This window comes from Polaromonas sp., from assembly GCF_039930745.1.
GTDB lineage: Bacteria > Pseudomonadota > Gammaproteobacteria > Burkholderiales > Burkholderiaceae_C > Polaromonas.
Genome location: NZ_JBDTTH010000020.1, coordinates 24,558 through 43,108 on the forward strand (window position 1 = coordinate 24,558; position 18,551 = coordinate 43,108).

The window sequence follows — 18,551 nt, forward strand, 5'->3', positions numbered from 1 at the left end:
CTCCCAGAGGGAGAGGGAAAAAGAAGAGGCTCGTCTTTTTCCCTCTCCCTCTGGGAGAGGGTAGGGGTGAGGGCAAGCGCGGCGCAGGACTGAGTAGCTGCAACTATTCATGAAAAATGACCGAAGCCCTTATCCCACGGGCGCAGGCAGCTATCGAAAATGTAGTGCGTGTGAAAGCGGATTCCGCATGCACCACCGTCGCTAGCGGCTAAGCACCAGCTGCGCAATCACGCCGGTGGCAATCGCAATCAGTGCATAGTCCGCACCCACCTGCACCCACTGCTGGTCGTGGGCCGGCGCGTTCAGGTGCTGCGCACGCCAGTTGTTCATGGCGTAGCCCCGGTGGCGGTACTCCGTGGGTACGCGGTCGCCGCGGTGAAAGCGTGGGCCGCGCGCGTCGGCGTACCGATCATGACGCATGTCCTGGCGGTCAAGATGGCGGGCGTTGAAATCATGCCCATCCCGGTGCATAGGGCCGGGCTGCTCGAAACGCTGTGGCTCGGCGCCCCGGCCACGCCGGTCGTAGCCCTCGGCAAATGAGAGCGAACTGAAACCCAGCGATGCCAGGGTGATGGCGCAAACAAGGGCTTTCGATTTCATGGAGAAACTCCAGTGGTTGGTGAGCCTTGATGGTGGGCCGGCCAGGTGTACGCCGCACAAAGCCCCGACGCTTTTGTGTAAAGAGTTGCCACCAGCTGTGGTGGCCAGCCAGTTCTATTTTTACAAAGCACGTGCTTGCTAAAAATAGCGGCTTTTGTTATGGTCTGTGTCCATGGACAAACCTGCCGTACGCACCCGTTCCGCTGTTCACGCTGTTGCCGACGGTCATTCCCTGCCCGCTCTCGCAGAAAAACGGCCACGCGGCCGACCGCGCAAAACCATCGACGAGCGCGACGACGGCAACCGCCGGGTCGAGCTGGTCAATGCCGCGGCAAAGCTGTTCCGGCGCAAGGGGTTCGATGCGACCAGCACGCGCGACATCGCTGCCGCCGTGGGCATGCACAGCGGATCGCCGTTCTACCATTTCAAAAGCAAAGGCGCGCTGCTGTATGCGGTGATGGACGAAGGCATGCGCTCAGCCATCCTGCGGCAGACGGCGGCGCTGGCCGCGGCGGCGCAGGACGCACCCGATGCAGCGGCCTTGCTGCGGCTGCTGATCCGCAACCATTTTGATGTGCTGCTCGGAACGGGCAGCGATTTCATTCCCGTGATGCTGTACGAGTCGCGCTCCATCACGGCCAAACAGCGGGCTTCGCTGGCCAGGCTGCAAGGCGATTACGAATCGGTCTGGGAGCCCGTGCTCCAGGCGCTCAGCAGCGATGGCCGTCTGCAGTGCCCGGTGAAGCTGGCCCGCCTGCTGATCTTCGGGGCGCTGAACTGGTCGGTGCAATGGTTTGATGCCAAAAAAGGTGCGTCGCTGGATGAGCTGGCCGATGCGGCGATGGCGCTGTTTATCGGGGAAAGCCTGCAGAAACCCATGAGGAGAAACCGCGCATGAGTTATCAATCGGTGTTCAGTCCCGGCCTGTTTGCCGGCAAGGTGGTGGTGGTGACGGGCGGGGGCTCCGGCATTGGCCGCTGCACCGCGCACGAGTTGGCGGCGCTGGGCACCCATGTGGTGCTGATAGGACGAAAACTCGCCAAGCTGCATGACGTGGCCGGCGAAATTGTGGCCACCGGCGGCCGCGCCAGTTTTCACCCCTGCGATATTCGCCAGGAAGAAGCGGTGCAGAGCACGGTGGCGGCGGTGGTGCTGGCCCATGGCCGCATCGACGGCCTGGTCAACAATGCGGGCGGCCAGTACATTTCCCCGCTGGAAAGTATCAGCGCCAAAGGCTGGGAAGCGGTCATCAACACCAACCTGACCGGTGGTTTTCTGATGGCGCGCGAGTGTTATCTGCAGTCCATGGCCGCGCACGGCGGCAGCATGGTCAACATCGTTGCAGACATCTGGGGTTCGATGCCGTCGATGGGCCACAGCGGCGCAGCGCGTGCCGGCATGGTCAGCTTCACCGAAACGGCTGCCGTCGAATGGGCGCACAACGGAGTCCGCGTCAACGCGGTAGCGCCCGGCTACATTGCTTCCAGCGGCATGGACCACTACCCGCCCGAAGCCGGGGAGATGCTGCGCGAGATGCGCACCACCGTGCCGCTGGGCCGTTTTGGCACCGAAGCAGAAACCTCGGCCGCGATTGTTTTTTTGCTCAGCCCGGCAGCCAGTTTCATCAGCGGCACCGTGCTGCGTGTGGATGGCGCTCGCCCGCAGGTGCGCATGGGCTGGCCCCTGCGCCTGCCTGACGCCGAGGAGCAGCAGCGCGATGCGATCAAACCGTTTGACGGCTTCCATCTGGCCAGCACGCCAAAGTTGTTCCAGTCATGACCATCTTCCAGTCTGCCTGGAATGCGCAAGGCAGCGTGGCTGTGCAGCGGCGCGACGCCATGTTGGCGCGTATCGCCGCGTTGCGTGCCATCGAGGCACGCGCCGCCCAGGCCTCGGAAAAATCAAGGCCGGTGTTCGACAAGCGCGGCCAGCTGTTGCCGCGTGAGCGGGTCGCACTGCTGCTGGACCCGGGTGCGCCTTACCTTCCTTTGTGTTCGTTGGCGGGGTTCATGCAGGACAACAAAGACTCGGCGCAGTCGGTCCCCGGGGGCGGCATCGTGGCGGGCATCGGTTTTATCGAAGGCGCTCGCTGCATGGTGGTGGCCAGCGATTCCGGCATCGAGGCCGGTGCCATCCAGGCCATGGGACTGGACAAGATTTTGCGCGTGCAGGAAATCGCGTTGCAAAACAAGCTGCCCTTCATTCATCTGGTGGAAAGTGCCGGCGCCAACCTGATGCGCTACCGCGTGGAGGGCTTTGTCCACGGTGGGGCGCTGTTCCGCAACTTGGCGCGTCTGTCGGCGGCGGGCATTCCGGTCATCACGGTGCAGCACGGCTCCGGCACGGCGGGCGGTGCTTACATGCCAGGCCTGAGCGATGTGGTGATCATGGTGAGGAACCGCTCGCGAGCCTTTCTGGCCGGTCCCCCTTTGCTAATGGCGGCTACCGGGGAGGTGGCGACGGAAGAAGAACTGGGCGGTGCCGAAATGCACACCAGTGTGTCGGGCCTGGGCGAGCAACTGGCCGAAGACGACCGCCAGGCGCTGGGCCTGGCCAGGCAGCAGGTGGCCCGGATTTCATGGTCGAATCGGGCTCCAGCCCATATGGAACGGGCGCAAGCAGCTACAAATTCAGGAGCAAGCGAGCCGCTGTATCCGGCTGATGAGCTGCTCGGGCTGATGGCCGATGACCTGCGCCAACCGGTGGACATGCATGAGGTGATTGCGCGGCTGGTCGATGGCTCGGATTTCCTGCCCTTCAAGGCCTTGTACGGCGCTGCCACCGTCTGTGTGCAGGCGGCGATTGGCGGCCATGCGGTGGGCATCATCAGCAACAACGGCCCCATTGACGTGGCGGGTGCGAACAAGGCCACGCATTTCATCCAGATGATGTGCCAACTGGGCCATCCCATCGTTTACCTGCAGAACACCACCGGCTACATGGTCGGCAAGGACAGCGAGCAGGGCGGCATGATCAAACACGGCTCCAAGATGATCCAGGCGGTGACCAACGCGACCGTGCCGCAGATCACCATCCAGTGTGGCGCCTCGTTTGGCGCCGGCAACTACGGTATGTGCGGCCGGGGGTATGCACCGCGATTCCTGTTCAGCTGGCCAAGCGCCAAAACCGCAGTGATGGGCGGCGAGCAGGCGGCACGCACCATGCAGATCGTCACCGAGGCCGCGATGGTTCGCAAGGGCATCCCCATTGACGCCGTGCAATCGCAGGCGCAGTTCGACAAGATCGTGGCAGTGTTCGAGGCGCAGGCCGATGCTTTCTACACCTCGGGCCTGCTGCTCGACGACGGTGTGATCGATCCGCGCGACACGCGCGCGGTGCTTGCGCAATGCCTGGCCATGTGTGCAGAGGCGCAAGCGCGGCAGTTGCGGCCCATGCAGTTTGGTGTGGCGCGAATGTGAACCACATTCCTCAAGGAGACAAAAATGCAATACACCCACGAACACCTGGAAATCCAGAAAACCCTCAAGCGTTTCATAGCCGCCGAGATCAACCCGCATGTGGACGAATGGGAAACGGCTGAAATTTTCCCGGCCCATGAAGTTTTCAAGAAACTCGGCAATCTGGGCCTGCTGGGCCTGACCAAACCCGAGGAATACGGCGGCGCGGGGCTGGACTATTCCTACGGTGTGGCCATGGCCGAAGCCCTGGGCCACATCGACTGCGGCGGCGTTCCCATGGCCATCGGCGTGCAGACCGACATGTGTACGCCGGCGCTGGCGCGTTTCGGCAGCAACGAACTCAAGCGAGAGTTCCTCGCTCCGGCCATCGCGGGCGACATGGTTGGCTGCATCGGTGTGAGTGAGCCGGGGGCCGGCAGCGACGTGGCTTCCATCAAGAGCCATGCCCGCAAAGACGGTGACGATTATGTGATCAGCGGCCAGAAGATGTGGATCACCAACAGCCTGCAGGCTGACTGGATGTGCATGCTGGTCAACACCGGCGACGGGCCTCAACACAAGAACAAAAGCCTGGTCATGGTGCCCATGCGCGAGAAGGGCAAGCTGCGCAAGGGCATCGAGGTCGGTAAAAAAATCAAAAAGATAGGCATGAACGCCAGCGATACCGGCCTGATTTATTTCGACGAGGTGCGGGTGCCACAGCGCTACCTGATAGGCGCCGAGGGCTCGGGCTTCATGTACCAGATGATGCAGTTCCAGGAAGAGCGACTCTGGTGCGCGGCCAGCTGCATCCAGTCGCTCACCAATTGCATTGACTGGACGGTGGAGTGGGCCCACGACCGGAAATTATTCGGCGCCACCCTGGCCGACCAGCAGTGGGTGCAGTTCAAGCTGGCCGAGATGAAGACCGAGGTGGAGAGCCTGCGCGCCATGACTTACCGCGCCTGCGAACTCTATGTGCAGGGCCAGGACGTGACCGAATTGGCATCCATGGCCAAGCTCAAGGCCGGGCGGCTGAACCGCCTGGTGCCTGACACCTGCCTGCAGTTCTGGGGTGGCATGGGTTTTACCTGGGAGAACAAGGTGGCGCGCATGTTTCGCGACGGCCGGCTGGCCTCCATAGGCGGCGGCGCCGACGAGGTGATGATGAGCATCATCGCTAAGTACATGGGGCTGGCCAAAAGCGGCAAGAAACCTGCCGCGTGATGATGACGACGGCCATGAGCGACAAGCTGCAGATTTTCCGGTCCGGAGAAGTTGAGCACTGGACCCTTAACGACCCGGCCAAACGCAACGCGCTGACCGACGAGGTGGTGGCGGCGCTGGCACAGGCCTGCGAACGCGCCGCGCAGGACACGGCCTTGCGCTTCGTCGTGCTGCAAGGCAGCGCCGGCTCCTTCTGTGCGGGCGGCAGCCTGGGTGGTTTTGCCCAATCGATAGGCCAGGCGCTTCCGGCCGGAGAAACCGACCCCCTGATCGCGATGAATGCCGGCTTCGGCCATCTGCTCAACGCCTTGGGCGCGCTGCCGCAGCTGCTGCTGGTGGCGGTGGACGGGCCGGCCATGGGCGGAGGCTTGGGGCTGGTGTGCTGCGGGGACTTTGTGCTGGCGACACCTTCCGCAGTGTTTGCCACGCCGGAAGTGACGCTGGGCATCGTGCCGGCCCAGATTGCGCCTTTTGTACATCGGCGCCTGGGCGACAGGCTGGCGCGGCAGATGATGTTGTCCGGAGAAAAACTTTCTGCGCAACAAGCCCTGGCCCAAGGCCTGGTTGACGAGGTCGCTGATGATCTGCTGGCCGCAGTGGCCAGTCGCATCAGCACCCTGCGGCGCGCGGCCCCGGGTGCCGTGGCCCACACCAAGGCTTTACTTTTCATACTGAATCAGGCCTCAGTCCATGACCTGCCTGCGCAAGCAGCTATCAAATTTGCAGCAAATTTGCGCAGCCCGGAAGCCGCCGAAGGGCTGGCAGCCTTTGCGCAAAAGCGCAAGCCCGGGTGGGCAGCATGACTGCCATGACGATTCACCGCTTGTTGATTGCGAACCGGGGCGAAATCGCCCGCCGCATTATCAGCACCGCGCACCGCATGGGGATTTCGACGGTGGCCGTGTATTCCGATGCTGACGCGCAGGCCCTGCATGTGCACGAAGCTGGCGGCGCCGTGGCGTTGGTCGGTGATTCCTCGGCCGACACCTACCTTCGCATCGACAAGGTGTTGGCCGCCGCGAAGGTCTCGGGGGCCGATGCCGTGCACCCAGGCTACGGCTTCCTGAGCGAAAACGCCGACTTTGCACAGGCGGTGCTGGACGCCGGCCTGGTTTGGGTCGGCCCGCCGCCGGATGCGATACGCGCGCTGGGCAACAAGGCGGCCGCCAAACAACTCGCCCTCGAAAAAAAAGTGTCCTGTTTGCCCGGTTACCAGGGCGCGGACCAGTCTGACGCCCGTTTTGCCGCCGAGGCCGAACGCATCGGCTACCCGGTGATGGTCAAGGCCACGGCGGGTGGTGGTGGCCGCGGCATGCGCCTGGTGCTGGAGCCGTCCCAGTTGCAGGCGTCGCTGGCGAGTGCACGCTCCGAAGCCCTGTCGTCTTTTGGTAGTGGCGAGTTGCTGCTCGAACGCGCACTGCTGCAGCCGCGCCATGTGGAGGTGCAGGTGTTTGCCGATGCGTACGGTCACTGCATCCACCTGGGTGAGCGCGACTGCTCGGTGCAGCGGCGCCACCAGAAGCTGATCGAGGAGTCACCGAGCCCGGCAGTGAACGCCGAGCTGCGCGAACGCATGGGTGCCTGTGCGGTGGCGCTGGCGCAGGCGGCCGGGTATGTGGGCGCCGGTACGGTGGAGTTTTTAGTGGAGGCTCCCTTTTTACCAGCCGGGGCCGCGGAACCGGCTTCGCCGGGCCGCAGGCGCAGCGCCCCCCCGGGGCTGGTGCCTGCGGCTCCGAACCTGCCCGCGCAGGTTTGGACAGGCACCAGAAGCGAAGCCTCCGGCGAGCGGCGGCCTGCAAGGTGCAGCGAACCACACGAAGTGGGGAGCGTGGGGGCTAATTTCTATTTGATGGAAATGAACACGCGGCTGCAGGTGGAGCATCCCGTTACGGAAGCTGTGACCGGCCTGGACTTGGTGGAGTGGCAATTGCGTATTGCACAAGGCGAGGCTCTGCCGTTGCACCAGGAAGAGGTGGTGTTTCGTGGGCACGCGATCGAAGTGCGACTGTGCGCCGAGGACGACCACTTTGCGCCGCATGCGGGACGGGTTCAGCATTTCGCCGAACCTGGGCATGCGCGGTTTGACCATGCGCTGCAGGTCGGCGGCGAGGTTACGCCGCATTACGACTCCATGTTGGGCAAACTCATTGTTCACGGAGCCAGCCGTGGCGAAGCCATCGAGAAGATGATCTCAGCCCTGGCCAACACGCAAGTGCTGGGCTTGCCGACCAACCGTGCCTTCCTGGCCGCCTGCCTGGGGCACCCGGTGTTCCGCGCGGGCCAGGCCCTGATTCCCTTTCTGGCCGAACACGGCGACAGCATCCGGACAAACTTGCAGGAGCGGCAGGCGCAGGTATTGTTGCCCGCTGTTCTGGGCCTGCACTTCGGCGACGGTGCGGCGCAGTTTTTGCCATGCCCGTTTACAAAAACCCTGCGCATGTTGCACGGCGAGCGGGTGTTCACTGTCCACGTCACGGAAACCGGCCAGGGCGGCCTGGATGTTTCTGCCGGCTCGGTGCGGCAGACCGCCTCCTGTGTGCGTGTTGGTGCGGGGCAGACGCGGGTCACGATTGATGGCCTCGGCAACACGGTGCGGGCTTGCCAAGTCGCCGACGGGCGCTGGCATGTGCAGGTCGGGGCTACCGACGTCTGGCTGCAGGACGTGAGTTTTGAACCCGCGGCCGGGGTTTCTTCCGGCAGCCAGGCCACGGAACTGAAGGCTCCCTTCAATGGCAAGGTGATCGCTGTCAGGGTCGGCGCCGGGGCATCGGTCAAACGCGGCGACACGCTGCTGGTGATTGAGTCAATGAAGCTGGAACACGCGGTCTGCGCGACGCGTGATGCCGTCGTGGCCGCCGTTGCGGTGGAGCCCGGCCAGCAGACGACGCCGGGCCAGGTTTTGTTGAGGTTCGAAGCATGATCCCCACTGTTGATCCGGAGACATGGGCCGACATCACGGAGTCGGTCAAACGTTTTGCCCAGCGCGAGATCGCACCACATGTCGGCCAGTGGGACGACGCTGGCGAATTCCCGCGTGCCCTGTACCGCCAGGCGGCCGAACTGGGCCTGCTGGCGCTCGGCTACCCGGAAGCGCTGGGTGGCACCCCGGCATCCTGGCGGCTGCGCAATGCGATGACCCTGGCCCTGTGCCGCTACGGCGGTAGCGGCGGTGTACTGGCCAGCCTGTTCTCGCACAACATTGGCCTGCCGCCGGTACTCGCTTATGGATCGATGGCGCTGCAGCAGGCGGTGATTCCGCAAGTACTGCGTGGGGAAAAGATTGCGGCGCTGGCGATCACGGAACCCGGCGGTGGTTCGGACGTTGCGGCGCTGCGCGCCACTGCGCGGCGTGATGGGGCCGATTATGTGATCGATGGAGAGAAGGTCTTCATCACCTCGGGCATGCGCGCAGATTTCATCACGGTGGCGGTGCGCACCGGTGACGCCGGCAGCAAAGGCTCAAGCGGCATTTCGATGGTCCTCGTGCCTGGCGACAGCCCAGGCCTGTCCCGCAGCCGGCTGGAGAAAATGGGTTGGTGGTGTTCGGACACCGCGCAGTTGCGCTTTGATGGCGTGCGTGTGCCGGCCAGCCATCTTCTGGGCGAGGAGGGCAGTGGATTCAAGATCATCATGGGCAACTTCAATGGCGAGCGCATGGGAATGTCGGCCGCGGCGCTGGGTTTTGCCCAGGCCTGTTACGACGAGGCACTGGACTGGGCGCGCCAGCGCAAGACCTTCGGCAGCACGCTGGTCGACAAGCAGGTGATTCGCCACAAGCTGGTGGACATGCAGATGCGCATTGCTTCCACTCAGGCCTGGGTTGATGCGGTGGCGGATCGCGCCGATGACGGGGACCAGAGCCCCGACTGGGTGGCCCATGTCTGCATGCTGAAGAACCATGCGACGCAAACCATGCAGTTCTGCGCTGACCAGGCGGTGCAGATCCTGGGCGGTATGGGTTTCATGCGCGGCACCAAAAGCGAGCGCATTTACCGCGAGGTCAAGGTCATGATGATTGGCGGCGGTGCCGAGGAAATCATGAAAGACCTGGCTGCACGACAATTGGGCCTATGACGTCCACCCCTCCTGCCACTGCTGCGATTGACTTCGAGCCCGAGTTTGTTGCCGGCCTGAAAACGCTTTTTGAGGAAAAGATCTCCTTCAACCGCGTGCTGGGGCTGAAGATCACCTCGCTCAAGCCGGACCGCGTCACCGCCCGCATCACCATGGGGGAACACCTGATCGGCCACTATGCACACAACCGCATCCATGGCGGGGTGATCAGCGCGGGTCTGGACGCCATGGGCGGGCTGGCCGTGATGGCCGCCATCGGTGCCCGCCACATGGACGAGTCGCCGCTGCAGCGCCTCCAGCGCTTCAGCAAGCTAGGCACCATCGATCTGCGTGTGGACTACCTGCGCCCCGGCATCGGCGAGTATTTTGAGTTGCGTGCCGAAGTGATGCGCCTGGGCTCGCGCGTGGCGAGCACCCGCATGGAGTTTCTGGGTGCCGACGGCAAACTGCTGTCCACCGGGGCAGGGGCTTACATCGTCTCCTGAAAGCGCGTGTTGTGCCTACCGCACCAGCGGAAGAGACACGTGGAATCCCGCTCCCTGGTCTTTCAGGCCAGTAGAAACAAGCACACTTCCTCCCATCCGGGTGACGGCCTGTTTGACAATGGCCAAACCAAGGCCGGAGCCAGGTGTTTCGGGATTTACAGCTCGGTAAAAGCGTTCAAACACAAGCTGGCGGTCTGCGGCGGCAATGCCGGGCCCGTCGTCTTCGACGGACAACATGAGGCTGCTGACATCACCATCGTCGCAGTCCTTTAGCGTCACAGCCACTTGCGCGCCGCCCTGCACATAACGCAATGCATTGTTGAGAAGGTTTTCCACAATCGACTGGAAGGCCGGGACATCGATGCGCGCTGTCAGACTGTCGGGGGCGTCAAGCGCCAAGTCGATGCTGCGCTTCATGGCTTGCGGCGCGGCCTGCGCAATGATTTGCCGCACGAGCTGTGCGGCATCGACCTGCCTGGGTGCGGCACGTTGCGCATCATCCAGCGATGCGAGCTCAAGCAACTGCTGGGTGAGATGGGAAGCGCGTGCGATCGCCTGTTCGAGGTGAGCTTGCGCGTGTTCCCGGTCCTGGCTGTTGGTTGCCCCTGACAAGGCATGTGCCTGAGCGGCGATCACCGCCATCGGCGTCCTGATTTCATGGGCAGCGTCGTGAACAAAGGCGCGTTCGCGCTCCACTTTCTGGCGCAACTGGATCAGCATGGCATCGAGCGCGTGCACCAAAGGTTTGAGTTCGCGATGCCGGGCCTTGAAGTCCACGGGATCGAGATCATTGGCATTGCGCCGTGAAATACGCGCAGCCAACTCCTTCAGGGGACGCAGGCCGTGGCGCACCGAAAGCGAAACCGGCAGCAGCACGAAGGGTAATGCCAGTAGCAGGTAAGGCAGTATGAAACGCCCGTTGTACGCCAACAGGTCAGCGTCGCTGCGTTTGGGTTCTGCGATTCGCAGTTTCCACCGTGGTGTATCTCCCTGGTACACGCGGTAGATCTCGCCATGCAACACCTGCTCCGCCAGTTGCGCTTGCCTGCGGTCCAGTGTCTGGGTCTCGAGCGCAGCAGATGCGTATATTCGCTGCCCGTTGCGATCTAGCAGCTCAAACAGCATGCGGCCCGGCAGCACACCGATTTCACGGCGGCGGATATTGACCCATACTGCTGTCGCCGCAACGACGGAGGTGGCTTGCGCACGGTCATCCACATCGGTCAGCGCGAGAGTCAGCGCATTGCCGAATTTCTGGAAGCCCGAGTTGTTGGCTATGGTTTGTTTGGCCTGGATATAGATGTATCCCAGCAGGACGGCCCACACCAGAACAAAGGCCAGCATCACCATCAGGACACTGCGCCGCGCCAGCGTGGGTTCAACCAGGAAGGCATGAGCCTTTTTCAGCCACGGGTTCATGATGCCAACATGTAACCCACACCCCGCACGGTACGGATGCGCTCGGCCCCAATCTTGCGGCGCAGGTTGGAGACGTGGACTTCGATGGCACTGAAGTTGACCGGTTCACCCAGGGGATCGAGTTTTTGCGCCAACACGCCCTTGGCGACCACGGCTCCGGGTTCGCGCGCCAGTTCGAGCAGTAGCTGGAACTCGCGTCCAGACAACTCGATGGGCTCGCCGCAGCGCTGAGCCTGGTGACGTCGGGGTTCGATGACCAGGTCCCCCAGCGTCCAGGTTTCGCTAGCCTGGCGCGCCGCGCGCCGCAGCACGGCGCGGATGCGGGAGATCAGCTCGGCAATGGCAAAAGGTTTCACCACAAAGTCGTCGGCGCCGCCGTCAAGCCCTGCCAGGCGGTCCTCCACGGCGGATCGCGCTGTGATGACGATGATGGGCACCTGGACTCCCTCCCGCCGCCAGCGCGCCAGCAGATCGAAGCCGCTTCCATCAGGCAAAGTCAGGTCCAACAGGATGCAGTCCACGAAACTGGCATCGACGCCGCGAGGCGCATCAACTGCCCGGCGCCGCCATTCGCTGGTCAGCCCTTCGACCTTGAGCGCAGATTGCAAGGCCCGCCCCAAATCCATGTCGTCTTCGATGAGCAGGATATGCATCGCGCGATTGTGCCTGCTCCAAGCTTAAGAAAAGCCAAAGACAGAAGGTCGCGATTTTGGCTGGCGTAAAGGTGGAGGCGACCAGAATTTGCCCTGTTGCAAGGAGGGGACGTGGAAAAATCCGTGACGGTCGTGGACATCGCCGCTATATGTCTGGCAATGGTGCTTTTGGGTTGTCTTGACGGCACCGGGACGGGGCCGAGCCACAACGTCTCGAGCAGCGCGGCGCGGTGCCCCAGAACAATCGTGATTTCAACACCCGCCATCTCGGCCAGCGGGACGCCCGACCGCGTGATTGGCGGGCTGCGCTTGAAGCAGGCAATGCCTTGATCCTGGCTTGCCACTCGGAGGCTTGAATAGGTCACAGGACGATCAGGCATAAGGAAAGCCACCCGGAGGTGGCTTTCTTCTGCGTGCAGCGTTTGGACGCTTAATTGATGTAGTCGGACATCACTTTCCATTTGCCGTCGGTAATTTGTGAGAGGCGCGAGGCATCGCTGCCCAAGCGCTTGGTGGGCGAAAAGCTGGACGGCGCGCCGCCGAACATGTCTGGTGGGCTGGACAGGGTGTCCATGACCTTGATGAAGCTGTCGGTTGTCAGGTTGGGGCCGGCCTTTTGAGCTGCCCTGGCAAAGGTGTCGATGATGATGTAGCCGTAAACCGAGAAGACGGTCGGGTCTTCGTTGAACTTGGTCTTGTACTTGTTGGCCCAGAAGCGGATCGGCTGCGAAGCCTCGTCCAGGTAAGGGTTCTGCACCGTCATGGTGGCGTACAAGCCGTTCATGGCCGGGCCGCCCAGCTTGTGGATCAGGTCCGTGTAAGCCGCGCTGGAGCCCAGAAACACCGGGTTGAAACCGGTTTTGCGTGATTCACCGATGGCGCCAATGGTTTCGCGAATGATGGTGCCGAGCACAACCATCTCGCAACCCGCGGCTTTCATCTTGGCGACCTGGGACGAGAAATCGGTGGCCCCGCGTTTGTAAGATGTTTTTTCAGCGAACTCCATGCCGATGGTCTTGAGGCCGGCTTCACCGCCGCGCATCACTTCCAGGCCGAACTCGTCGTCCTGGTACATGGTGCAGACCTTCTTGACGCCTTTTTCCTTGGCCAGTTTGGGCGCTGCGTTGCGCATCTGGTCGAAGTAGGTGGCGGCGAACGAGTACTTGAGTTTGTGAAAGGGCTCGTACATCTCGCGCGCTGCGGTGATGGGGAAGAAGTTGATCACGTTCTTGTCGAACTGGACGGGCATGGCCGCCAGGTTTTGCGCCGTGCCGATGTGGCCGACCATCATGAAAATCTTGTCCTGGTTGACCAGCTTCTGGGCGGCCAGCACGGCTTTTTTCGGGTCATAGGCCGAGTCTTCGACGATGATTTTCAGCTTGCGGCCGTTGATGCCGCCCTGCTCATTGATCTCGTCAACCCGCAGCAGCATGCCCAGCCGGGCCTGTTTGCCAAAGCCCGCAATCGGTCCGGACAGGTCCTGGATCGAACCCAGGGTGATCTCGGTCTTGCTCACGCCTTGCTGGGCTGTGGCGTAGCTGGTACTGAGCGCCAGGACGGCCAGTGCCAGAGTGGTTTTGAATTTCATTGATGTCTCCTGTAAAACTAGGGTGCTTGCAGCTAGGCATTCTTAACCTTCGCCCGCGCCTGTCAAGCTGGCGTATTCACTTAGGGGGCAGCCCTGCCATCGCAGTTCATGCTTCAGGAAAAAGACCGTCCGAGGGGAGGGTTTTGTCACATGCGCGACCCTGCTGGAGTTGTTCCTGATCCGGGCCAGTTTTAGCGGTACATCGCTTCGATGGTGTCGGCGTATTTTTTCTCGACCAGCTTGCGTTTGAGCTTCATGGTTGGTGTCAGTTCTTCGTCTTCCGCGCTCAGCTGCGTTTCAAGCAGGAAAAACTTCTTGATCTGCTCGACGCGTGCGAACTTTTTGTTGACCCGGTCCAGCTCAGCCTGGATCAGTTCCTGGACCTCTGTGGAGCGCGTCAGGCTCTGATAGTTGCTGAAAGGCACGTCGTTGTCCTGCGCGTATTTCTCGACGTTTTCCTGGTCGATCATGATGATCGCGGTCAGGTAAGGCCGTTTGTCGCCGATCACCACCGCATCGGTGATGTAAGGCGAAAACTTCAGCTCGTTTTCCAGCTCGCTGGGGGTTACGTTCTTGCCGCCGGCTGTGATGATGATGTCTTTCATGCGGTCGGTGATGCGGTAAAAACCTTCTTCGTCCACAAGACCGACGTCGCCGGTGTGGAGCCAGCCATCGGCATCAATGGTTTCCGCGGTCTTCTCCGGCAGGTTCAGGTAACCCATGAAGACGTTCGGGCCACGCACCAGGATTTCACCGGTCGCCGGGTCCAATTTGACCTCGTTGTAACCTGCGGCCGGGCCGATGGAGCCGGGCTTGATACGGCTGGCCGGCACACCCGTCGAGGCGCCGCAGGTTTCCGTCATGCCCCAGACCTCGAGCATGGGCACGCCGAGCGCCATGTACCACTTGACCAATTCCGGGGAAATGGGGGCGGCGCCGGTCACGCAGAAGCGGGCGCGGTGGATGCCTATGAGCTTGCGCGCGTTGTCCAGGGCGATCCACCGGGCGATGGTGAACTTCAGCTTGAGTGAGCTGCTCACCGGCTGGCCGGCCATGACCTTGTCGGCGATCTCGCTGCCCACGCCAATGCCCCAGGCGTAGGCGGCTTGCTGCAGGCGGCTGGCCTCCTTGAGCGCGATCATCACACCCGAGTAGAACTTCTCCCAGACGCGCGGCACGGCGGTAAACACCGTGGGCGCAATTTCGCGCACGTTTTCAGGAATGGTTTCAGGGTTTTCGACAAAGTTGAGTTTGGCCCCCGTGTACATGGCAAAGTACTCGCCGCCCATGCGTTCGGCAATGTGGCACAGCGGCAGGAAGCACATACGCTCATCGTTCTCGTCCTGCGCCACCAGGGTGTTGTAGCCGCGCGCTGTGAACACCAGCCCGCGGTGGCTGTGCATGGCCCCCTTGGGTTTGCCGGTGGTGCCCGAGGTATAGACCAGGATGGCCAGGTTTTCAGGCCGGCAGGCCTTGACACGCGTCTCCACGGCATCGGGATGCTGCGCCACATAGCTGCGGCCCAGTTCGCGCAGGCCGGCCAGGCTGATGACATCCGCCTCGTCGAGGTCGCGCAGGCCTTCCATGTCAAACACCACAATCTTGCGCAGCCCGGGAAGCTGCGTGCGCACTTCCAGGGCCTTGTCGAGCTGCTCGTCGTCTTCGACAAACAGGATGGTCGTGCGCGAGTCTTCGCACAGGTAATGCACCTGCGACGCTGCATCGGTCGGGTAAATGCCGTTGGCCACGCCGCCGCAGCTCAGGACGGCCAGATCGGCCAGTACCCATTCGATCACCGTGTTCGAGAGAATGGAAGCGCATTCACCAGGCGCAAAACCCAGGCTGATCAGACCGCCGGCGATCTCGCGTACGGCTTCGCCGGTCTGGTTCCAGGACCAGCTGCGCCAGATGCCCAGTTTTTTCTGGCGCATCCAGACCTTGTCCTGGCGCTGCGCCACACCGTTCCAGAACAGTTCCGGAATGGTTTCACCTTCAAGCACCACGCGGGTTTCTGGCTGAATGTGGGACAAATCCCAAAGATTAGACATTTCGAGCTCCACGGCCAGAGGCGACAGTTGAATTAATTCCAGGCCGCCGCGGAACCGGCTTTGCCGGGCCGCCAGTGGCGTCCCCCAGTGGGGGCTGAGGGCCGCGGCTCCAAGCCAGCCTGTGCAGGCTTGGACGGACCCGAAGAGCTGCCGCCTCTGGCGGCTGTTCGGGGCGGCCGAAGGCCGCTTGGGGGGGCGTCCTACTTACCGCCATGTTTTCTTTTTCTTCCAGCGGCGCTCGCTGCGCACGCCGTCTTCCTTCATGCCGAGGTAGAACTCCTTGATGTCTTCCTTTTCCCGCAGGCGGGCACAGGTGTCTTCCATCACAATGCGGCCGTTCTCCAGCACGTAGCCGTAGTCGGAGGCGTTCAGGGCCATGTTGGCGTTCTGCTCGACCAGCAAGATGGTGGTGCCGCGTTCGCGGTTGATGCGCACCACGATCTCGAAGATTTCCTTGGTCAGTTTGGGGCTGAGGCCCAGGCTGGGTTCGTCCAGCAGGATCAAGTCGGGCGACGCCATCAGTGCGCGCGAGATCGACAGCATCTGCTGCTGCCCGCCCGACAGCAGGCCAGCGTCCTGCAGCGCGCGTTCACGCAGGATCGGAAAGTAGCCGAACACCGCTTCGATATCCCGGTTCACGCCGTCACGGTCCTTGCGGGTGTAGGCGCCCATCAGCAGGTTGTCGCGCACGCTGAGCAGCGGGAACACTTCGCGGCCTTCGGGCACATGGCTCAGGCCCTGCTGCACGATGTAGGCCGGGTCCTGCGCGGTGATGTTGCCACCCTTGAACTCGATGGAGCCTTTGCGCGGGTCGATGATGCCGGAGATGGTTTTCAGGATGGTGGTCTTGCCCGCGCCATTGGAACCCAGCACGGTGGCAATTTCGCCGCGGCGCACCTGCAGGCTGACGCCGCGTATGGCCTTGATCGGGCCGTAGGAGCTTTCGACGTTGAGCAGCTTGAGCACGGGCTGGTCGCTCACCGGTGGAGGTACGGCGCTCATGAGCGGATTTCCCCTCTATGCAAGTTGACCGGCTGGTGCTGCCGGCGCAGCGAGGACACATCGTCGATGGAGCCCAGGTAGGCCTCGATCACGCCAGGGTCGTTCTGCACTTCGCGTGGCGTGCCCATGGCCAGCACTTCGCCCTGGTTCATCGCCAGCACGCGGTCGGACACCTTGGAGACCAGTGTCATGTCGTGCTCGACCATCAGCACGGTGATGCCCAGTTCGTTCTTGATGTCCTGGATCCAGAAGGCCATGTCGTCGGTTTCCTCCACATTGAGCCCCGAGGAAGGCTCGTCAAGCAGCAGCAGCTTGGGTTCGGTGCACAAGGCCCGGGCCAGCTCCACTACCTTGCGAACACCGTAGGGCAGGCCGGCCACATAGGAATCGCGGTGGTGCTGCAGGTCCAGCAGGTCAATGATCTGCTCGGCCTTTTCACGTGCCTGCAGTTCAGCTTCACGTGTTTTCTTCGTAAAGAAAATTTCGCTCCACAAGCCGGTTTGCCGATGCGTATGCCGCCCGATCAGCAGGTTGTGCAGCACGGTCGCATGCTCAAACAGTTCGATGTTCTGAAAGGTGCGGGCGATGCCCAGCGCGGCAATCTTGTGCGGCGGCTGGTCGATCAGTTTGGCACCCAGGTACTTGATCTCGCCGGAGGTCGGTGTATAGATGCGGCTGATCAGGTTGAATACCGTTGTCTTGCCGGCGCCGTTGGGGCCGATCAGGGTGAACACCTCGCCCTGCTTGACATCGAAGCTGACATTGTTCACAGCCAGCACGCCGCCAAAGCGGACGCTGAGATTGCGTGCCGACAGCAGGGGCTGCCCGGCGGTTTCTTGTATCTGGCTCATTTCAGGCGATCTGATTTTTGAAAAGATTTCTGGCGCTTGAACATGCCCTTGCGGTAGAAGGGAAAGGTCTGCAGGTAGGTGCGGATCTTCAGCCAGCGCCCATACAGACCCAGGGGTTCAAACAGGACAAAACCAATCAGCACCAGGCCGTACACCAGGCCCTGCAGACCCGGGGCTTGCCCGATGAAGGCCGGCAGGTAGTCTTTGACCAGCGCGATGGCCTGCGGCATCGAAATCAGGAAGATGGCGCCCAGGAAAGCCCCGTGCACCGAACCCAGGCCGCCGACCACAATCATCAGCAGCAGGTCGATGGACTGCAGAATGTTGAACTGGTCAGGCGAGATGAACTGCAGCTTGTGGGCATAGAGCGCCCCGGCAATGCCGGCCAGTGCGGCCGACAGCGCAAACGACAGTGTCTTGTAGCGGGCCAGGTGAATGCCCATGCTCTGTGCCGAAATTTCCGAATCGCGAATGGCAACAAATGCGCGGCCTGTTGGTGAGCGCAGCAAGTTCAGAATCGCCAGCGTGGCGCCGATAGCGATCACCAGGCAGAGGAAATAAAACTCTTCCCCGCTGCTCAGCTTCCAGCCGAACAGGTCGGGCGCCTTGATGTGGATGCCCGAGTTGCCGCCGGTGACTTTTTCCCAGCGTGCAAACACTTCCTCGACGATAAAGCCGAAGGACAGCGTGGCAATGCCAAGGTAGATGCCCTTGACGCGCAGGGCCGGCAACCCGACCACCAGGCCTACGGCAGCGGACAGCCCTGCCGCACACGCCAGCGCAATCGGAAAAGGCACGCCCGCATTGGTCATGACCGCCTGTGTGTAGGCGCCGACGCCGAGAAAGGCCGCGTGCCCCAGCGAAAACAGACCTGTGAACCCGGCCAGCAGCATCAGCCCCAGGCCGGCAATGGAATAAATCAGGATGAAGGTCAGCTGAGCCAGCCAGTACTCGGCAAAGAGCCAGGGCGCGGCCACCAGCAGCAGCAGCAGCGCGCTGTACCAGAAGATATGGCCGCCGTGCTTGGCAAGCTTGATGTCCTGCCCGTAGTCAGTTTTAAATATGAAGCGCATGTGTTCTGTTTTTTATGAGTGCACTGAAAACGGGAGCGGGATACTCTTTTTCCAGCAGGGGCCGCGGGTCCGGCTTTGCCGGCCCGCAGGCGCAGCGGCCCCCTCGGGGGGCAGCGCATTACACGAAGTGAAA

At 62.3% G+C, this 18,551-nt stretch carries 17 protein-coding genes; 9 read left to right on the plus strand and 8 right to left on the minus strand.

All coding sequences use genetic code 11. The features are described from left to right. Positions 1-201: 201 nt before the first annotated feature. The gene (locus tag ABI660_RS09045; RefSeq protein WP_348067080.1) at positions 202-600 is read right to left on the minus strand and encodes an RcnB family protein; all 399 of its coding nucleotides are present in this window, start codon (positions 598-600) and stop codon (positions 202-204) included. A 172-nt stretch (positions 601-772) separates the two neighbouring features. Between ABI660_RS09045 and ABI660_RS09050 the strand changes: the two genes are divergently transcribed. From ABI660_RS09050 to ABI660_RS09085, 8 genes are read left to right on the plus strand one after another with little or no spacing between them, the layout of a single operon-like run. Then, positions 773-1,498: a TetR/AcrR family transcriptional regulator gene (locus ABI660_RS09050; protein ID WP_348067082.1), complete on the plus strand. Its 726-nt coding sequence runs from the start codon at positions 773-775 to the stop codon at positions 1,496-1,498. Then, a complete protein-coding gene (locus ABI660_RS09055) occupies positions 1,495-2,379 on the plus strand; it encodes an SDR family oxidoreductase (protein ID WP_348067084.1) in 885 nt (294 codons plus the stop codon). Before ABI660_RS09050 ends, ABI660_RS09055 begins: the two co-directional genes overlap by 4 nt. Further along, positions 2,376-4,019 carry a carboxyl transferase domain-containing protein gene (locus ABI660_RS09060; RefSeq protein WP_348067085.1) on the plus strand — a complete coding sequence of 548 codons (1,644 nt, stop codon included), beginning with the start codon at positions 2,376-2,378 and terminating at the stop codon, positions 4,017-4,019. Before ABI660_RS09055 ends, ABI660_RS09060 begins: the two co-directional genes overlap by 4 nt. Positions 4,020-4,043: 24 nt before the next feature. Further along, complete coding sequence (locus ABI660_RS09065; RefSeq protein WP_348067087.1) at positions 4,044-5,225, plus strand: acyl-CoA dehydrogenase family protein; 1,182 nt, start codon at positions 4,044-4,046, stop codon at positions 5,223-5,225. A gap of 14 nt (positions 5,226-5,239) precedes the next feature. Then, entirely contained in the window at positions 5,240-6,028 is a 789-nt protein-coding gene (locus ABI660_RS09070; protein ID WP_348067138.1) for an enoyl-CoA hydratase-related protein, read from the plus strand. A gap of 11 nt (positions 6,029-6,039) precedes the next feature. Beyond that, positions 6,040-8,145, plus strand: coding sequence for a biotin carboxylase N-terminal domain-containing protein (locus ABI660_RS09075; RefSeq protein ID WP_348067140.1), 2,106 nt, complete (start codon positions 6,040-6,042; stop codon positions 8,143-8,145). Next, positions 8,142-9,299, plus strand: a complete 1,158-nt coding sequence (locus ABI660_RS09080; RefSeq protein WP_348067089.1) for an acyl-CoA dehydrogenase family protein — start codon at positions 8,142-8,144, stop codon at positions 9,297-9,299. The genes ABI660_RS09075 and ABI660_RS09080 overlap by 4 nt, the downstream gene beginning before the upstream one ends. Continuing rightward, positions 9,296-9,784 (plus strand): thioesterase family protein, encoded by a 489-nt coding sequence (locus ABI660_RS09085; protein WP_348067091.1) that lies wholly within the window; start codon positions 9,296-9,298, stop codon positions 9,782-9,784. The genes ABI660_RS09080 and ABI660_RS09085 overlap by 4 nt, the downstream gene beginning before the upstream one ends. A gap of 15 nt (positions 9,785-9,799) precedes the next feature. On the opposite strand, the gene ABI660_RS09090 is transcribed toward ABI660_RS09085, so the two are convergent. Both ABI660_RS09090 and ABI660_RS09095 read right to left on the minus strand, forming a co-directional pair. After that, entirely contained in the window at positions 9,800-11,203 is a 1,404-nt protein-coding gene (locus ABI660_RS09090) for a HAMP domain-containing sensor histidine kinase (protein ID WP_348067093.1), read from the minus strand. Next, on the minus strand, positions 11,200-11,856 hold the full coding sequence (locus ABI660_RS09095; protein WP_348067095.1) for a response regulator transcription factor: 657 nt from the start codon (positions 11,854-11,856) through the stop codon (positions 11,200-11,202). The genes ABI660_RS09090 and ABI660_RS09095 overlap by 4 nt, the downstream gene beginning before the upstream one ends. A 111-nt stretch (positions 11,857-11,967) precedes the next feature. Here ABI660_RS09095 and ABI660_RS09100 point away from each other — a divergent pair, with 111 nt between their 5' ends. Beyond that, positions 11,968-12,186, plus strand: coding sequence for a hypothetical protein (locus ABI660_RS09100; protein WP_348067097.1), 219 nt, complete (start codon positions 11,968-11,970; stop codon positions 12,184-12,186). Positions 12,187-12,286: 100 nt separating this feature from the next. Here the strand turns inward: ABI660_RS09100 and ABI660_RS09105 are convergent, their stop codons facing one another. The 5 genes from ABI660_RS09105 to ABI660_RS09125 all read right to left on the minus strand — a co-directional run bounded on the left by ABI660_RS09105 (position 12,287) and on the right by ABI660_RS09125 (position 18,418). Further along, positions 12,287-13,444 carry an ABC transporter substrate-binding protein gene (locus ABI660_RS09105; RefSeq protein ID WP_348067099.1) on the minus strand — a complete coding sequence of 386 codons (1,158 nt, stop codon included), beginning with the start codon at positions 13,442-13,444 and terminating at the stop codon, positions 12,287-12,289. A gap of 191 nt (positions 13,445-13,635) precedes the next feature. Further along, positions 13,636-15,492 carry a long-chain fatty acid--CoA ligase gene (locus tag ABI660_RS09110; protein ID WP_348067101.1) on the minus strand — a complete coding sequence of 619 codons (1,857 nt, stop codon included), beginning with the start codon at positions 15,490-15,492 and terminating at the stop codon, positions 13,636-13,638. 204 nt (positions 15,493-15,696) lie between these two features. Next, complete coding sequence (locus tag ABI660_RS09115) at positions 15,697-16,494, minus strand: ABC transporter ATP-binding protein (protein WP_348067103.1); 798 nt, start codon at positions 16,492-16,494, stop codon at positions 15,697-15,699. After that, complete coding sequence (locus ABI660_RS09120) at positions 16,491-17,345, minus strand: ABC transporter ATP-binding protein (RefSeq protein WP_348067105.1); 855 nt, start codon at positions 17,343-17,345, stop codon at positions 16,491-16,493. The genes ABI660_RS09115 and ABI660_RS09120 overlap by 4 nt, the downstream gene beginning before the upstream one ends. Beyond that, complete coding sequence (locus ABI660_RS09125) at positions 17,342-18,418, minus strand: branched-chain amino acid ABC transporter permease (protein ID WP_348067107.1); 1,077 nt, start codon at positions 18,416-18,418, stop codon at positions 17,342-17,344. The genes ABI660_RS09120 and ABI660_RS09125 overlap by 4 nt, the downstream gene beginning before the upstream one ends. Positions 18,419-18,551 lie beyond the last annotated feature (133 nt).

Bases quoted from the DNA above. Each gene is read 5' to 3' on its own strand.
- ABI660_RS09045 (WP_348067080.1), bottom strand. From the start codon at position 600: ATGAAATCGAAAGCCCTTGTTTGCGCCATCACCCTGGCATCGCTGGGT.
- ABI660_RS09050 (WP_348067082.1), top strand. From the start codon at position 773: ATGGACAAACCTGCCGTACGCACCCGTTCCGCTGTTCACGCTGTTGCC.
- ABI660_RS09055 (WP_348067084.1), top strand. From the start codon at position 1,495: ATGAGTTATCAATCGGTGTTCAGTCCCGGCCTGTTTGCCGGCAAGGTG.
- ABI660_RS09060 (WP_348067085.1), top strand. From the start codon at position 2,376: ATGACCATCTTCCAGTCTGCCTGGAATGCGCAAGGCAGCGTGGCTGTG.
- ABI660_RS09065 (WP_348067087.1), top strand. From the start codon at position 4,044: ATGCAATACACCCACGAACACCTGGAAATCCAGAAAACCCTCAAGCGT.
- ABI660_RS09070 (WP_348067138.1), top strand. From the start codon at position 5,240: ATGAGCGACAAGCTGCAGATTTTCCGGTCCGGAGAAGTTGAGCACTGG.
- ABI660_RS09080 (WP_348067089.1), top strand. From the start codon at position 8,142: ATGATCCCCACTGTTGATCCGGAGACATGGGCCGACATCACGGAGTCG.
- ABI660_RS09085 (WP_348067091.1), top strand. From the start codon at position 9,296: ATGACGTCCACCCCTCCTGCCACTGCTGCGATTGACTTCGAGCCCGAG.
- ABI660_RS09090 (WP_348067093.1), bottom strand. From the start codon at position 11,203: ATGAACCCGTGGCTGAAAAAGGCTCATGCCTTCCTGGTTGAACCCACG.
- ABI660_RS09095 (WP_348067095.1), bottom strand. From the start codon at position 11,856: ATGCATATCCTGCTCATCGAAGACGACATGGATTTGGGGCGGGCCTTG.
- ABI660_RS09105 (WP_348067099.1), bottom strand. From the start codon at position 13,444: ATGAAATTCAAAACCACTCTGGCACTGGCCGTCCTGGCGCTCAGTACC.
- ABI660_RS09110 (WP_348067101.1), bottom strand. From the start codon at position 15,492: ATGTCTAATCTTTGGGATTTGTCCCACATTCAGCCAGAAACCCGCGTG.
- ABI660_RS09115 (WP_348067103.1), bottom strand. From the start codon at position 16,494: ATGAGCGCCGTACCTCCACCGGTGAGCGACCAGCCCGTGCTCAAGCTG.
- ABI660_RS09120 (WP_348067105.1), bottom strand. From the start codon at position 17,345: ATGAGCCAGATACAAGAAACCGCCGGGCAGCCCCTGCTGTCGGCACGC.
- ABI660_RS09125 (WP_348067107.1), bottom strand. From the start codon at position 18,418: ATGCGCTTCATATTTAAAACTGACTACGGGCAGGACATCAAGCTTGCC.